The 14,644-nt window shown below is 48.9% G+C and carries 14 protein-coding genes; 12 read left to right on the forward strand and 2 right to left on the reverse strand.

The features are described 5' to 3' along the window. The first annotated feature begins 30 nt into the window (after positions 1 to 30). The 3 genes from EBB54_RS29730 (at position 31) to EBB54_RS29740 (ending at position 3,108) form a co-directional block, all read left to right on the forward strand. Entirely contained in the window at positions 31 to 1,089 is a 1,059-nt protein-coding gene (locus EBB54_RS29730; RefSeq protein ID WP_125130514.1) for a galactitol-1-phosphate 5-dehydrogenase, read from the forward strand. After that, the gene (gene pfkB / locus EBB54_RS29735; protein ID WP_004077568.1) at positions 1,086 to 2,018 is read left to right on the forward strand and encodes a 1-phosphofructokinase; all 933 of its coding nucleotides are present in this window, start codon (positions 1,086 to 1,088) and stop codon (positions 2,016 to 2,018) included. Before EBB54_RS29730 ends, pfkB begins: the two co-directional genes overlap by 4 nt. Before the next feature lie 79 nt (positions 2,019 to 2,097). Next, complete coding sequence (locus tag EBB54_RS29740; protein ID WP_004077566.1) at positions 2,098 to 3,108, forward strand: aldo/keto reductase; 1,011 nt, start codon at positions 2,098 to 2,100, stop codon at positions 3,106 to 3,108. A gap of 92 nt (positions 3,109 to 3,200) precedes the next feature. Here the strand turns inward: EBB54_RS29740 and EBB54_RS29745 are convergent, their stop codons facing one another. Further along, entirely contained in the window at positions 3,201 to 4,049 is an 849-nt protein-coding gene (locus EBB54_RS29745) for an AraC family transcriptional regulator (protein WP_125130516.1), read from the reverse strand. A gap of 314 nt (positions 4,050 to 4,363) precedes the next feature. On the opposite strand from EBB54_RS29745, the gene EBB54_RS29750 reads away from it, so the two are divergent. The 9 genes from EBB54_RS29750 (at position 4,364) to EBB54_RS29790 (ending at position 12,865) form a co-directional block, all read left to right on the forward strand. After that, complete coding sequence (locus EBB54_RS29750) at positions 4,364 to 5,845, forward strand: rhamnulokinase (RefSeq protein ID WP_193554400.1); 1,482 nt, start codon at positions 4,364 to 4,366, stop codon at positions 5,843 to 5,845. Positions 5,846 to 5,860: 15 nt separating this feature from the next. Beyond that, the gene (locus EBB54_RS29755; protein ID WP_004077561.1) at positions 5,861 to 7,666 is read left to right on the forward strand and encodes an L-fucose isomerase; all 1,806 of its coding nucleotides are present in this window, start codon (positions 5,861 to 5,863) and stop codon (positions 7,664 to 7,666) included. A 16-nt stretch (positions 7,667 to 7,682) separates the two neighbouring features. Next, positions 7,683 to 8,123 carry an RbsD/FucU family protein gene (locus EBB54_RS29760; RefSeq protein ID WP_004077560.1) on the forward strand — a complete coding sequence of 147 codons (441 nt, stop codon included), beginning with the start codon at positions 7,683 to 7,685 and terminating at the stop codon, positions 8,121 to 8,123. Positions 8,124 to 8,355: 232 nt separating this feature from the next. Beyond that, positions 8,356 to 8,610, forward strand: coding sequence for a PRC-barrel domain-containing protein (locus EBB54_RS29765; RefSeq protein ID WP_004077559.1), 255 nt, complete (start codon positions 8,356 to 8,358; stop codon positions 8,608 to 8,610). A gap of 144 nt (positions 8,611 to 8,754) precedes the next feature. Next, complete coding sequence (gene nrdR / locus EBB54_RS29770) at positions 8,755 to 9,204, forward strand: transcriptional regulator NrdR (protein WP_004077557.1); 450 nt, start codon at positions 8,755 to 8,757, stop codon at positions 9,202 to 9,204. A gap of 178 nt (positions 9,205 to 9,382) precedes the next feature. After that, complete coding sequence (locus tag EBB54_RS29775; RefSeq protein ID WP_125130520.1) at positions 9,383 to 9,874, forward strand: CarD family transcriptional regulator; 492 nt, start codon at positions 9,383 to 9,385, stop codon at positions 9,872 to 9,874. A gap of 285 nt (positions 9,875 to 10,159) precedes the next feature. Further along, the gene (locus tag EBB54_RS29780; protein WP_125130522.1) at positions 10,160 to 11,476 is read left to right on the forward strand and encodes an ABC transporter substrate-binding protein; all 1,317 of its coding nucleotides are present in this window, start codon (positions 10,160 to 10,162) and stop codon (positions 11,474 to 11,476) included. A gap of 139 nt (positions 11,477 to 11,615) precedes the next feature. Further along, a complete protein-coding gene (locus EBB54_RS29785) occupies positions 11,616 to 12,494 on the forward strand; it encodes a carbohydrate ABC transporter permease (protein ID WP_330554671.1) in 879 nt (292 codons plus the stop codon). 2 nt (positions 12,495 to 12,496) lie between these two features. After that, positions 12,497 to 12,865, forward strand: coding sequence for an ABC transporter permease family protein (locus EBB54_RS29790; RefSeq protein WP_243127859.1), 369 nt, complete (start codon positions 12,497 to 12,499; stop codon positions 12,863 to 12,865). A gap of 200 nt (positions 12,866 to 13,065) precedes the next feature. On the opposite strand, the gene EBB54_RS29795 is transcribed toward EBB54_RS29790, so the two are convergent. Then, positions 13,066 to 14,391, reverse strand: a complete 1,326-nt coding sequence (locus EBB54_RS29795) for an IS4 family transposase (RefSeq protein WP_125127865.1) — start codon at positions 14,389 to 14,391, stop codon at positions 13,066 to 13,068. Positions 14,392 to 14,644 lie beyond the last annotated feature (253 nt).

A 14,644-nucleotide genomic window follows, 5' to 3' on the forward strand; every position in this document is an offset into this window, starting at 1 on the left:
GACAGTACATAAAAAAGGAGTCAGAAAAACATGAAAGCAGCAGTTGTATGTGCAAATGAAGATGTACAGTATCTGGACTACGAGGAGCCGGTTCCGGGATCGGGTGAAGTGAAGGTGAAAGTCAAAGCGTCCGGGATCTGCGGTTCCGATGTCCCCAGGGTTCTGCACAACGGAGTTCATTTTTATCCGATCGTGCTTGGACATGAATTTTCAGGAGACGTGGTGGAAGTCGGAGAGGGTGTGACGAAGGTGAAGGTGGGGGACCGGGTTTCCGGCGCGCCCCTGCTTCCCTGTATGAAATGCGATGACTGTCAGAACGGAAATTTTTCACTCTGCAGGCATTACAGCTTCATCGGTTCCCGGCAGCAGGGGAGCAATGCGGACTATGTGGTGCTCCCGGAACAGAACGCCGTCGTATTTGACCCGTCCATTTCCTACGAGCAGGGGGCCATGTTCGAGCCTTCCACGGTAGCGCTTCACGGGCTGCTCCAGAACGACTACCAGGGCGGGCAGTATGTGGCGGTCCTGGGCGGCGGCACCATCGGGCTGTTTACCATGCAGTGGGCCAAAATCTTCGGCTCCAGGAAGGTGGTTGTCTTCGACATCAGCGAAGAACGGCTGGAGCTGGCGAAACGTCTTGGCGCAGACGAGGTGATCAATACCACGAAAGAAGGATTTCTGGAGCAGGCAAAGGAACTTACAAAAGGCAAAGGGTTTGCCTATGTTTATGAGACAGCGGGACAGGCGCCGACCATGTACATGGCGTTTGAGCTTGCCGCAAATAAGGCCCACGTGTGCTTTATCGGAACCCCCCATGTGGATCTGACCTTTACCCCGAAGATGTGGGAAAATATGAACCGCAAGGAATTTAAGCTGACCGGCTCCTGGATGTCCTACAGTTCTCCGTTCCCGGGAAAAGAATGGGAACTGACCGCCCACTATTTTGCCACAGGGCAGTTGAAATTCGATGAGGGCCTCATCTACAAAAAAATGCCCATGAGCCAGGCGCAGGAAGCATTTCAGATGTACAAAACACCCGGCCTCGTAAAAGGAAAGGTACTGCTGACCAACGAGGAGGAGAGGGCATGATATTGACAGTGACATTGAATGCGGCCATTGATAAGCGTTATGTGGTGGAAGAGGTCCGCACAGGAGAGGTGAACCGGGTCAGGGAGTGCGTCTACACTCCGGGCGGCAAGGGACTCAACGTGTCCAAGCCGGCTGCCATCTATGGGGCAGAAGTGACGGCCACCGGGTTTGTAGGGGGCCACGCGGGACATTATATCGAGGACGCCCTGCGTCCCTTTGGCATCAAAAGCGCGTTTTACCATATGGAAGAGGAAAGCCGTTCCTGCATCAATATCTGGGATGAAAAGAACCGGTGCCAGACGGAATTTCTGGAGCCGGGCTTCTCCGTGACGGAAGCCGATTTTGAAGGGTTTCTGGAGCACTTTCAGGGGCTGGTAACGGACGCGGAGGTGGTGACCATATCCGGCAGCGTGCCCAAAGGACTGGACGGCACAGCCTACCAGCGCATGGTGAAGCTGGTGAAGGATGCGAAAAAGCCGGTGATCCTGGATACAAGCGGGAAGCTGCTGGAGGCAGGGATTGAGGCGTGTCCCACCATGATCAAGCCCAATCTGGATGAGATCCGGATGCTGACAGGAAAGGACTGTACCGACCCGGATGAGATCCTGGATGCGGCAAAGGTACTCCATGGGCGCGGAATTGAGATTGTTACCGTATCCCTGGGGGGCGAAGGGGCACTGGTGGTGTCCGGGGAGGGAGCTTACCGGGCCAGAGTGCCCAGGATCCATGCGGTCAACACGGTGGGCTGCGGAGACTCCATGACGGCCGGGTTTGCCCTGGGCCTGAGCGAAGGCTTAAGCATCCGGGAGACATTGCAAAAGGCAAGCGCGGTGTCCGCGGCGGCGGCTATGCGGGAAGAGACCGGATTTTTCGTAAAAGAAGACATGGAACGTCTGCTTCCGCAGATAGAGATTACTGCGCTGCGGTAAAAAATGTCCAGGCCGCCGGTCTGTCCGAACCGATACACATAAAATGCAATTGATTTACAACAAAAAAGGAGATAAGACAATGGGAGAATTTATCAATCCGGCAAGTGTGCCGAAGGTAACATTTTATAATGGAGTGGAAGTGCCCTGCGTAGGCATGGGGACGTTTGGTTCCGACCGTTTTACACCGGAGCAGGTATCCGGTGCGGTGGCAGGCGCGATCCGCTGCGGCTATCGGATGTTTGACTGCGCAGCATGCTATGGAAATGAGGATCAGATCGGCCAGGTATTCCAGGACGCGTTTGACGAGGGCGTGGTGGAGAGAAGCGAGCTTTTCATTATGACCAAGGTATGGAATGACATGCATGAACGGGTAGAGGAGTCCTGCAGGAAGAGTATTGCAGACCTGAAATGTGACTATATCGACCTGTTTTTCATCCACTGGCCCTTCCCGAACTACCATGCGCCGGGATGCGACGTGGATTCCAGAAATCCGGATTCCAAACCTTTCAGCGCGGAGGAATTTATCCGCACCTACAGACAGTGTGAGGAATTGGTGGAAAAAGGGCTGATCCGCAACATCGGCATTTCCAATATGACCATTCCGAAATTGGAGGCCGTGCTGCCGCTGATGAAGATCCAGCCTGCAGCGTGTGAGATGGAGCTGCATCCCTGTTTCCAGCAGCAGGAGCTGTTCGACTATCTGAATGACCACAAGATCCAGCCCATCGGATTCATGCCGCTTGGCTCTCCTCAGAGACCGGAACGTGACATCTGTCCGGAGGACGTTGCGGACATGCAGACGCCGGAAATGCAGGAGATCGCGAAAGCGCACGGCGTGCATCCGGCACTGATCGCTTTGAAATGGGCGCGCCAGAGAGGACAGATTCCGATTCCGTTTTCCGTACATGAGGTGGAATATGTAAGCAACTTAAAGAGCATGACCGAAGACCCGTTGACAGACGAAGAAATGGCAAAGATCGCTACACTCGAAAAGAATAACCGGCTCGTAAAGGGGCAGGTGTTCCTGTGGGAAGGCGCGAAAGACTGGCATGACCTGTGGGACGAGGACGGCGTGATCGTGACACTGTAAATACATCGGCTGTATGAAGCAATTGAAAAAACGCCGGCCCTATTTTGAATGGAGGCCAGGCGTTTTTTTCAGTTGTTACTATTCACAGTCATTTAAGATTTCAGATACCGTTTCGGCGTAGTTCCTTTGTATCTTTTAAAGGTCTTAATAAAGTAGCTTAGATCATTGAAGCCGGAATTATAGGCTACCTCCGTGATGGACTGCTCGGAGGTCAGAAGCTGGTAGCAGGCCCTTTCGATCCGGTAATAATTGAGATAATCAATGGGGGTTCTGTGGGTCATTTCCTGAAAAAATTTACAAAAATATTTGGGCGACATGTTGACGCTGTGGGAGATCTCCTCCAGCGTCAGCGGCATTTTGTAGGAGTTTTCGATAAACTCCAGAACCTGCTTGAGCTGCAGGATACGCCGGTGGTTGCGGGGATACAGCTCCGGAGCAGGGTGATAATGGCTTTCCGCGAAGATCGTGCCGATCATCTGATACAGGGAACCGAGGACGATCATCTGATATCCGTCCCTTTTGGAAGCTACCGTGTCAAACATCCCCCAGATGATCCGGTGGAGCTCCCGGTCGGATTCGGGATAAATATACTGCGGTTCCACTTCATGCTCCGTGATTCTGCGGATCATCCGGCAGCAGGCGTCATTTTTATTCATCAGGATATTCATGTCAAAGACCAGGCAGTCATATTCACAGTCGTCAGGAATCCCCTCATGCAGGACGCCGGCGGGGACAAAGATGAACATGCCGGCCGAGGCATCAAACGCCTCTTCATCAATGGTCAGATGCAGGGTTCCTTTTAAAATGCGGATCAGTTCAAATTCTACATGCCAGTGGAGGGACATGATATACTGCGGATGCGTCGGGGATAAGTGGTGGTATTCCAGAGGGAAGTCGGCGGTTCCGCGCTGCCAGCTCTCCTGGTAATTAATATACTGCATAATACTCCTTTTTTATTGAAAATATGAACTTATATGTGAATATTGTTATACTTTTTTTCATTATAACACAAGTATAATTCGCTGTACAATGGTAAAATAAAATCACCATTCATATTCGGATTCGGCAGGAAAATGGGAAAATGACTGTGCAAGTTGACTTGACGAAACGCTTTTTTCTTTTCTGAGATTGGGCGGAACGCCAATAAATTTTAAAAGCAGCCGTATCGGCGGCGAAGAAAGAGTATGGCAGAAAAATCTGCGGCTGCAGATTCCGAATAGTTACGAATATACCAAAATGACAGAAGGGAGGAGGTATGTCAGTGAGCGAAAACAAAAAGCAGGTTCTGGCATTTGACTTCGGCGGCGGAAGCGGCCGGGCCATCCTGGGAAGGCTGGAGGACGGAAAGATCCGAATGGAAGAGGTTCACCGTTTTTCCAACGACCCGGTCATGCTCAATGGGACTATGTACTGGGATACATTGAGGCATCTTTTCGAGATCAAGCAGGGAATCGTGAAAGCCAAACAGAAGGGCGGCTTTGAGAGCATCGGCATCGATACGTGGGGGGTGGATTTCGGCCTGATCGACGAACACGGCGATCTGCTGGAAAGCGCGGTACACTACCGGGATGACAGAACGGTGGGAATGCAGGAGGAGGTCTTTAAGGCAATCCCGAGGGAGGAAGTATACAATCTGACGGGTCTGCAGTTTGAAAACTTCAATACCATATTCCAGTTGTACGCCCTGGTGCAGAAACGGCCGTGGATTTTGGAAAAGGCGGACAAGCTTCTGCTTTTGCCGGATCTGTTCAACTATTTCCTGACCGGAGAGAAGAGGGCGGAATACACCATGGCGGCTACCACGCAGCTTTTGGACGCGGGAAAGAAGGAATGGTCCGACCGGATTCTGGAAGCGCTCCGGATTCCGAAGCGGATTTTCCCGGAGATCATTCCCAGCGGAACGGTGGTGGGAAATCTCAAGCCGGATGTCTGCGAAGAGCTGGGAGTGGAACCGGCCAAGGTGATTGCCATTACAGGGCACGACACCCAGAGCGCGGTGGTATCCGTACCCACTCAGGAGAAAGAGTTTATTTTCATTAGCTGCGGTACATGGAGTCTTTTCGGAACAGAGCTTTCGGGCCCTGTGATCGGGGAAAAATCCATGGCATGCGATGTAAGTAATGAAGGCGGTTACGGCAATACGACTACATTGCTGAAAAATATCATCGGTCTCTGGCTGGCACAGGAGAGCCGCCGCCAGTGGATCAGGGAGGGCAGGGAGTATTCCTTCGGAGAGCTGGAGGAGATGGCCCTGGGTGCAGAACCGTTCCAGAGTTTTATCGACCCGGACGCACCGGAATTTGTTCCGGCCGGCAACATACCGGAGAGGATTCGGGAATTTTGCCGCAGGACCGGACAGAAGGTGCCGGAGACAGTGGGTGAGATCATGTGCTGCATCAACCAGAGCCTGGCCCTCAAATACCGTTATGCACTGGAGCAGATCGAATCCTGCACCGGCAGGCATTACCCGGTCATTCATATGATCGGCGGCGGTATCCAGAGCAAGCTGCTCTGCCGGATGGCCGCAGGAGCAAACGGCCGAAAGGTGATCGCAGGCCCGGTAGAGGCCACCGCACTGGGCAATATCGCGGTGCAGATGATGGCAATGGGCGAGATCAAGGATGTAAAAGAAGCAAGGCGCATCATCGCGGAATCAGAAACTACATATGAGTATCTGCCTCAGGATGTTGAGAAATGGGATGCTGCATATGAAAAATTTAAAACATATATTCATTAAAGGAGGAATGCTACTATGGCAAAATCAAGACTCATTGGAGACTATCCGGTAATTGGAATCCGTCCTACCATCGATGGAAGAAGAGGGGCGCTCAAGGTTCGTGAATCTCTGGAAGACCAGACCATGAACATGGCAAAATCCGCTGCAAAGCTGTTGGAAGACAATCTGAAATATTCCAACGGAGAGCCTGTAAAGGTGATCATCGCGGATACAACCATCGGGCGTGTGGCGGAAGCGGCTGCCTGTGCGGATAAATTTAAAAAAGCAGGGGTAGATATCACCCTGACCGTGACTCCCTGCTGGTGCTACGGGGCAGAGACTATGGATATGGACCCAATGACGATCAAAGCGGTATGGGGCTTCAACGGAACAGAGAGACCGGGCGCGGTTTACCTGGCATCCGTACTGGCTACCCATGCACAGAAGGGCCTGCCGGCATTCGGTATCTACGGACATGATGTATGCGAAGCAAGCGACACGGAGATTCCGGAAGATGTAAAAGAAAAACTGCTGAGATTCGGACGTGCGGCAGTGGCTGCGGCTACCATGAGAGGAAAATCCTATCTGCAGATCGGTTCCATCTGTATGGGAATCGGCGGCTCCATCATTGATCCTGCATTTATCGAGGAATACCTTGGCATGCGTGTGGAATCTGTAGACGAGGTAGAGATCATCCGCCGTATGACAGAAGGCATCTACGATGAGGCAGAATATCAGAAGGCACTTGCGTGGACAAAAGAAAAATGTATCGAAGGCTTTGACAAGAATCCTGAAGCGCTGCAGAAGGGCCGCGACGCAAAAGATTCTGACTGGGAATTTGTTGTAAAGATGATGTGTATCATCAAAGACCTGATGAACGGAAACGAAAATCTGCCGGAAGGCTGCGAAGAGGAAAAGGTTGGACACAATGCCATCGCAGCAGGATTCCAGGGACAGAGACAGTGGACAGACTTCTATCCCAACTGTGACTATCCGGAAGCAATGCTCAACACCTCCTTTGACTGGAACGGAGCAAGAGAGCCTTATATCCTGGCAACCGAGAACGACGTGCTCAACGGCCTGGGAATGATGTTCAACAAGCTGCTCACCAATTCCGCACAGATCTTTGCGGACGTGCGTACATACTGGAGCCCGGAAGCAGTGAAGAAAGCGGCAGGCGGCTATGAGCTGGAAGGAAAGGCGAAGGAAGCAGGCGGATTTATCCATCTGATCAACTCCGGCGCGGCTTGTCTGGACGCCAACGGACAGGCAAAGGATGCCGATGGAAACGGCGTGATGAAGCCGTGGTATGATGTGACAGAGGCTGACCAGGAAGCCATCATGAAGGCGACCACCTGGAACTATGCGGATCTCGGATATTTCCGGGGCGGCGGCTATTCCTCCAGATTCGTAACAGAAGCGGAGATGCCGGTTACCATGATCCGTCTGAACCTGGTGAAGAACTTAGGACCCATGCTGCAGATCGCAGAAGGCTGGACCGTACATCTTCCGGACGAAGTAACAGACGTACTCTGGAAGAGAACCGACTATACATGGCCGTGTACCTGGTTCGCACCGAGGACGACAGGAGAAGGCGCATTTGCCACGGCATACGATGTAATGAATAACTGGGGCGCTAACCACGGCGCGATCAGCTACGGACATATCGGAGCAGACCTGATTACCATGTGCTCCATCCTGAGGATTCCGGTTGCTATGCACAACGTACCGGAAGAGAAGATCTTCCGTCCGGCATCCTGGAACGCATTCGGTATGGACAAGGAAGGCGCTGACTACAGAGCATGCCAGGCTTACGGACCTTTGTATAAGACGATCAAATAAATGGAGGATATAAAATATGTTAAAAGGAATCCCGAAAATTTTATCTCCGGAATTGCTGATGGTGCTCTGTGAGATGGGACACAGCGACCGACTGGTGATCTCTGACGGGAATTTTCCGGCAGAATCCATGGGAAAGGACGCTATCGTGATCCGCTGCGACGGCCACGGCGTGCCGGAGCTTTTAGACGCCATCCTGCAGGTGTTCCCGCTGGATACCTATGTGGAGAAGCCGGTGAACCTGATGGAAGTGATGCCCGGAGACGATGTGGAGACTCCGATCTGGGATACCTACAAGGAGATCATTGCAAAACACGATTCCCGCGGCGCGGACTGTGTAGGCAACATCGAGCGGTTTGCATTCTATGACGAGGCGAAAACGGCCTACGCCATTATTGCGACCGGAGAGTCCGCACTGTATGCAAATGTGATGCTGCAAAAGGGAGTTGTGACGGATTAAGGGACGCGGCCCTGAAGGAATTGTTACAATTCACAGCCGCTTCACACACATGCGCTGGGACGGCATTTACTGGACGGATGCCGTGCCGGCGTTTTCTTGTCTTATAAGAAACTGGGTTTCCTGCAAGATAAAAAATTCCTGAGGATGCGCATACCTTTTTATTAAGGGGAACCATTTCAGCGATTGGTGAATACAATAGGTGTAAGAGGAAATGTGTTGCCAGGAGACGGATATGCGGCTGTGTGAACTTCGGGAAAAAGAAGTAATTAATAGTTGTGACTGTAAAAGGCTGGGCTGCGTAGTGGATATTGAGTTTGACTGCAGCAGCGGGCAGATTGAGGCGCTGATCGTGCCGGGGCCTGGGAAGATCTGCGGGTTTTTGGGAACAGACAGCGAATATGTGATCCCATTTCACTGCGTAAAACGGATTGGGCCGGATATTATCCTTGTCGAGATCCGGGAAGAGAAATTTTTGAAAAAAATATAATGAAAATCCGGCGCGGATTGTGTATAATTAGAATATACCACAGGGCCGCCTGTCACAGCTGTCATGGGCGCCTTGGATGCAGCTTGTGAAACGGCCGAATGGCCATAATGGGAAAACCAGCAGAAAAGAAAGGCGGAAAATACTATGAAATGTCCTTATTGCGGAAATTCGGATACACGAGTCATTGATTCCAGGCCGGCAGACGATAACAGTTCCATTCGCCGCCGCCGCTGCTGCGACGAGTGCGGAAAGCGGTTTACGACGTATGAGAAGATTGAGACAATCCCTCTGATCGTGATAAAAAAAGATAATAACCGGGAGCAGTATGCGCGTGCCAAAATTGAAAGCGGAATTTTAAGTGCCTGCTACAAACGTCCGGTTCCGGCAGACGCTATCAAAGCGGCGGTAGACGAGGTGGAACTGCAGATTTTCAACCGGGAGGAGAAGGAGATCCCCAGCAGCCAGATCGGTGAGATTGTCATGGAGCGTCTCAAAACCCTGGATCCGGTGGCATATGTCCGCTTTGCGTCTGTATACCGGCAGTTTAAAGATGTCAATACATTTATGGAAGAACTGAAAATGTTTTTGGAATAACAGTATAACAAAACAACAGTATTTACAAAATTGAACCTTCCTTAAAAAAATCTTCTTACGCTTGCGTATAAAAAGTGCTACAATTATGAAGAAGAGTTATTTTGCGGTTTTTTAAAGCACGGAGATCCAATGTCGTTGCAGCAAAAGAGGATTGTTCTGGTAAGGAAGGAGGATGTGTATGCATAATCAAGGTGATGCGGTAGTTTATAAATGTAAGGGTGTATATCGGATTGAAGATGTAGGAACATTGGATTTTACGTTTGCAGACAGGAAAAAGAAGTATTATACCTTGCAGTCAGTGGCGAATGCAAAGGATCGGGCGTATGTCCCCATTGATGACAACACCAATATCCGCAAGCCCATTGAGCGGGAAGCGGTTCTTGGGCTGATCAAAAGGATGGATGATATCGAGATCCTGTGGGTACGAAGTGAGAAGACGCGGGAGCAGGAATACAAAGACTGTATCTCGGGATATGTGCCGGAAAACTGGATTCGGGTACTGAAAACCCTTTATAGGCGTACGGAGCATCGCGGCGGTGTTACAAGTATGGACAAGAAGTACCAGCAGATTTTGGAGCATGCGCTTTACAGTGAATTTTCGTATGCACTTGGTATTCCGGAAAATAAAGTCGAAGGCTTTATTTATGAGCATAGAAAAAAAGAAGCATGAGATAGAAAACGATAGAAATGACGTAATGGAGCAGTCTGGGAGCAGGCTGCTTTTTATATTGCATGAAAAAAGAAGAAATTTTATTTTTTTATTTGATTATTTGTAAAAAAGGTATTGACAACGTGAAAAAAAATTTTATAATATACTTATACAAAAAGCACAAGTAAACACTGAAATATAACGTTAAAAATTGTTGATATAGACAAAAAATAAAGATGTTCTATGCGGAAAAACGGAAAGTGTATGCATGTGCTGAAATAAAATTTTATTAAAGGAGGAAGAATTATGAAATTCAAAACAGCAGCAAAAAAGATGATTTCTGCAACAGTGGCGGGCATGATGGTTGTGTCGCTTGCAGCATGCGGCGGGTCCGGAGATTCCAGCGGGGGAAGCGATGCCGGCAAAGAGGAAGGAGGAAGCTCAGACAGCGTTACTTTGGAATTTCAGCAGTGGTGGGGCGTTGAGCTTCCTGACGGGGCACTTGCGGATATCTGCCAGAAGTTTACGGATGACACGGGCATTCAGATTGATCTTCTCAGTAACCCGTATGCAGATACAAAGACGCAGATTGCATCCGGCGCTGCTTCCGGGACAATGGCAGATGTAGTAGGGCTTGACGGTTCATGGGTTTATGATTTTGCAAAGCAGGGGTCGATCGCCAACCTGACTGACCTGATGGGAAGTGCAGACTATGATGGCAGCCAGCTGTCTTCTCAGATTCAGTTTGAAGGCAATACATATATGATCCCGGTGGTAAATTTCGCATATCCAATGTATGCGAATAAGGATATTCTAGATGCGGCAGGGGTTAAGGAACTTCCGACGACCCGGGAAGAGTTCCTTGCAGCATGCGAGGCCGTAAAGAAGTATGATGAAAATATCGCAGGATGGGCAATCCCGTTGTCATCCGAGTCTCCAAGCGGTATCCAGAACCAGTTTATGACATGGTTATGGGCAGCAGGTTCTTCCATGCTTGAAGATGGAAAGCCGAACCTGGAAGGAAATGCAGACCTTGAGGCTACCGTTGAGTTTGTAAAAGAAATGTTTGAAAAGGGGTATATTGCAGACGGCGCATACTCCATGAAAGAACCTGACATGGTTGAGGAGTTTACAAACGGGCGTGTTGCATTTATGACAGACGGCGTATCCCATCTGACAACAATCAAAGAGGGCGCGCCTGACCTTAACTTTGATTATATTACAGTTCCTGTAACGGAAGGGTTCTCAGGAAAGAGCGGAATGGACGTTGCAAACTGGGGCATTGGTATTGCAGAAAACTGTGAACATAAGGAAGAAGCGTGGAAGTTCGTTGAATACCTGATGAGCCCGGAAGTAAATGCCGAGCTTGCGGTACTGGCGAATGCGTTCCCTGGAAATTCCAAGGCTGATCCGGATTACTCTGCATCTGACGAGCTGTTTGTAAAGGCTTACGAACTTTTCCAGAGCTGCGAAGCGGTGAATGAGTTTACAGGACTTCCGACATCTGAAGATTTAATGAGAAGTTTTGGAGAAGAATTACAGTTATACCTGGACGGGGATACGGCTTCTGCGGCAGACATGCTGAAGAAAGCTCAGGAGCGTTGGGAGCCGGCATTTGAGTAAAAGCAAGAGGCGGATGTTCCGCCGGAAATAAACAGTTATTGGGTAAATAAAAGATAGGGCAAAGATTATGGGCTGTACGCTTACTTTGCGTATGGCCCATAATCGTTTTAAAATTTAGAGTAAAGGAGACGGGATTGAGTTGGCAAAAGGGAAAAAAGTTATAACACCATATTTATATCTCCTGCCGACGATTGTGTTGATGTGTATATTGTTAATCATACCAATCGTTATGGTGATCAGCTATTCTTTCTATGATAATGTTATTATTAATAAGAATCCGGTTTTTGTTGGCTTGAAGAATTATGCTACCGTATTGACAGATCCGACCTTTCTTGTGGCAATCAAAAATACACTGCTTTTTGTGCTGATCAGTATCGTTGCGCATTTCCTGATCGGCATGCTGTTTGCGATGCTTCTGAACACGAGATACCTCGGCATAACGGCGAAGGGGATTTTCCGTGTGATCTATGCGCTGCCCTGGATGTTTACGGCATCTGTAATCGCAATCGTATGGCGTATGATGTTAAACCCGAACGGTGTGCTTAATTTTTTAATGATGAATGCGGGAATCATCAGCGAGAAGGTAGAGTGGCTGGCTTCAAGGGACGTTGCGCTGTCTGCGGTCACTGTGATCAATATCTGGTCAGGATATCCGTTCTACATGATCAGTATCCTGGCCGGGCTGCAGGGGATATCCATGGATCTGTATGAGGCATCAGCGCTTGACGGGGCAAATGCGGTACAGACCTTCTTCCGCATAACGATTCCACAGCTTAAGCCTATACTGGTCAGCCTTCTGATGCTGGATTTCGTGTGGACGCTGCAGCAGTTTGCGCTGATCTGGATGACCACAGGAGGCGGTCCGGTAAATGCGACGGAAACCATCAGTACATATATTTATAAACAAGGTTTCAGCAAGTACCAGTATTCAATGGCATCGGCGGGGGCGGTTATATTGCTCATCATATGTACGATCATAGGAATCTTCTATGTAAGGCAGCAGAAAGCGGGGGATTGAGTATGATTGGAAAGAAAAAATTATGGGTGCAGATTTTAATTATCATATTGTTGGTTCTTGGGACGGCATGGGCAGGATTTCCGATCTTATGGATGCTTCTTAACTCATTTAAACCAAATTCGGAGATTTTCGCATGGCCTCCTACATGGATTTCTGAAAACTTCAGCCTGGATGCGTACAAGGCTATTTTTACGAATCCTGAACAGGTTCGTTTCTTTATGAACAGTTATGCAATATCGGCAATCGTTGTCGTGGTTACGCTGGTAATCGGCATTTTGGCAGCCTACTCTTTCAGCCGGTTTGATTTTCCGGGGAAGAGGGTCATCAACACGATTATCGTTGCAGTTCAGGCTGCAATGTCATTTAGTTAAACAAAGCCAGACCGGTGTTCTATAAATTATTAGATATAAAGTGGACTTGTTTTCACAGCACAAGCCAGAACATATGTTTTTGCTTGTGTCTGAGAGACTGTTCGGATCATAATGAAAGAGGTGAAAATTATTTTTGGGCATGACGACTAAGCAGATCCGCATCTGCTTAAAAAATATCTATATTTAAGGTAAAAATGCTTTCAGGCTGCCCGGTATATAAGATATCGCGGCCTCCGGAAATGGGCTGTCTTTAGCCTGTGATACTGCCGTTCATTTCGGATCGGGATCAACCTGCGCTGAAGCAGGGCGGTTACATTGATTGAGCCTTCTTTCACAGAAGGACGTAGGAACACCCTGCAAATATGGGCTGCTGTACCAAAATGTATTTTGTAATCATGCTTTGTCTTCTTTTGATGGACCACAGCAGTATGGTTGATGATACTTTCTGTCAAGTTGTAGACGATGAGTTTTGCCCATATTTCCTGTTTGACAAAGTCCGGCTTATAAGAATGGAAATTGATCAATCCGATGGTATATTTCAGTTTCCGAAATGAGGATTCCACGCCCCACCTGGAAAAATAAAGCTCTTTTAGACGCTTTGGCGGAAATTCCTCTTCCGGGAGATTGGTAACCAGGCACTCATAAGTGGACTCTGATATGGGAAACCTGACAATGCGGAACGTAAGCTGGTAGGTATCCCGTGTCCCGTACTCAATAAAATCAAAGGAGGTTGCCTTATCGACAAAACGGCGGTATCCCTCTACAGCAATCTTTTTTGACTGGCTGCGTACCAGGGTGACCCGAACCCGGATGTCAAAGGATTCCTTGTCAGGAAAATCAAAACCGGAAAGAAGGCCTTTGGAATGGATATCCTTTGCGCGGAAGAGGAAAAACTGCCCTTTTTTGAGCACATGGGCCATATTATTATAGGAGCAGTAACCACGGTCACCGATAAAAATAGTCTTTTTCCAGGGGGAAGTCTGATGGCGGTCCACCAGGGTGGCAAAGGCCCGGTATTCATCCTTATTGTGAATCGGCTGGATCAGTGCATCGGTATAGATGTGCTTGTCCAGATTGTACAGGGCATTTAAATGCAAACTGTAAAATCCTTTGGCAGAATGCCCTTCGGAAACAAAGTAGTCAGGGGAAGCAAACGTGGGCTTACTGAAAAAGGAAAAGGTAGAGCCATCCGCAGCAATGGATTCATAGCCGTCTGCGCCTTCCAAGGAAGAGAGTGAGGAATGGAAGTGATGAAAAACGGCTTCCATGGCTTCCGGTTTTAACTTTGCCCGTTGCTGATTGAGTGCGGAAACGGAAGGGGCATCTGCATCCAGATCAAAAAACTCCAAAAGTTCCTCGGAAGTGGAGGAAGAGCCCTGGGAAACCAAAAACGTAATGAGCTTATCCGGTGGAAGCTTTTTCTGGCGGGTAAAATCCTTGTCTGGGTGGACGGAGTATTTTGAGATTGTGGACGCAACGCTGTCCACAGCAGAAGAAAAAAGAGCCTTGATTTTTTCATGAAACATAACGAATGTACCTCCTTGGATTAGAATCATATATCGCTCTAAATCCAAGGGCCGCGCTCGCTACCTCTAAAAAGAGGATCAGCAGCGAGCGCGGCCGCACATTTTGTTTGATTTGTCAAGTACTAATATAAAATTCCGCAAAAAAATCAAAAAGAATGGTTAGACCCCCACTTAAAAAAGGCTCTACCCCATCCATCTGAGTTTTCTGCTGAAAAAAACAATAATTTCCATGAAAATGGATTTCAGATGCAAA

The organism is Schaedlerella arabinosiphila (assembly GCF_003885045.1).
GTDB classification, from domain to species: Bacteria; Bacillota; Clostridia; order Lachnospirales; family Lachnospiraceae; genus Schaedlerella; species Schaedlerella arabinosiphila.

Bases quoted from the DNA above. Each gene is read 5' to 3' on its own strand.
- EBB54_RS29775 (WP_125130520.1), top strand. From the start codon at position 9,383: ATGCATAATCAAGGTGATGCGGTAGTTTATAAATGTAAGGGTGTATAT.
- pfkB (WP_004077568.1), top strand. From the start codon at position 1,086: ATGATATTGACAGTGACATTGAATGCGGCCATTGATAAGCGTTATGTG.
- nrdR (WP_004077557.1), top strand. From the start codon at position 8,755: ATGAAATGTCCTTATTGCGGAAATTCGGATACACGAGTCATTGATTCC.
- EBB54_RS29750 (WP_193554400.1), top strand. From the start codon at position 4,364: ATGTCAGTGAGCGAAAACAAAAAGCAGGTTCTGGCATTTGACTTCGGC.
- EBB54_RS29790 (WP_243127859.1), top strand. From the start codon at position 12,497: ATGATTGGAAAGAAAAAATTATGGGTGCAGATTTTAATTATCATATTG.
- EBB54_RS29755 (WP_004077561.1), top strand. From the start codon at position 5,861: ATGGCAAAATCAAGACTCATTGGAGACTATCCGGTAATTGGAATCCGT.
- EBB54_RS29795 (WP_125127865.1), bottom strand. From the start codon at position 14,391: ATGTTTCATGAAAAAATCAAGGCTCTTTTTTCTTCTGCTGTGGACAGC.
- EBB54_RS29730 (WP_125130514.1), top strand. From the start codon at position 31: ATGAAAGCAGCAGTTGTATGTGCAAATGAAGATGTACAGTATCTGGAC.
- EBB54_RS29780 (WP_125130522.1), top strand. From the start codon at position 10,160: ATGAAATTCAAAACAGCAGCAAAAAAGATGATTTCTGCAACAGTGGCG.
- EBB54_RS29765 (WP_004077559.1), top strand. From the start codon at position 8,356: ATGCGGCTGTGTGAACTTCGGGAAAAAGAAGTAATTAATAGTTGTGAC.
- EBB54_RS29740 (WP_004077566.1), top strand. From the start codon at position 2,098: ATGGGAGAATTTATCAATCCGGCAAGTGTGCCGAAGGTAACATTTTAT.
- EBB54_RS29745 (WP_125130516.1), bottom strand. From the start codon at position 4,049: ATGCAGTATATTAATTACCAGGAGAGCTGGCAGCGCGGAACCGCCGAC.
- EBB54_RS29760 (WP_004077560.1), top strand. From the start codon at position 7,683: ATGTTAAAAGGAATCCCGAAAATTTTATCTCCGGAATTGCTGATGGTG.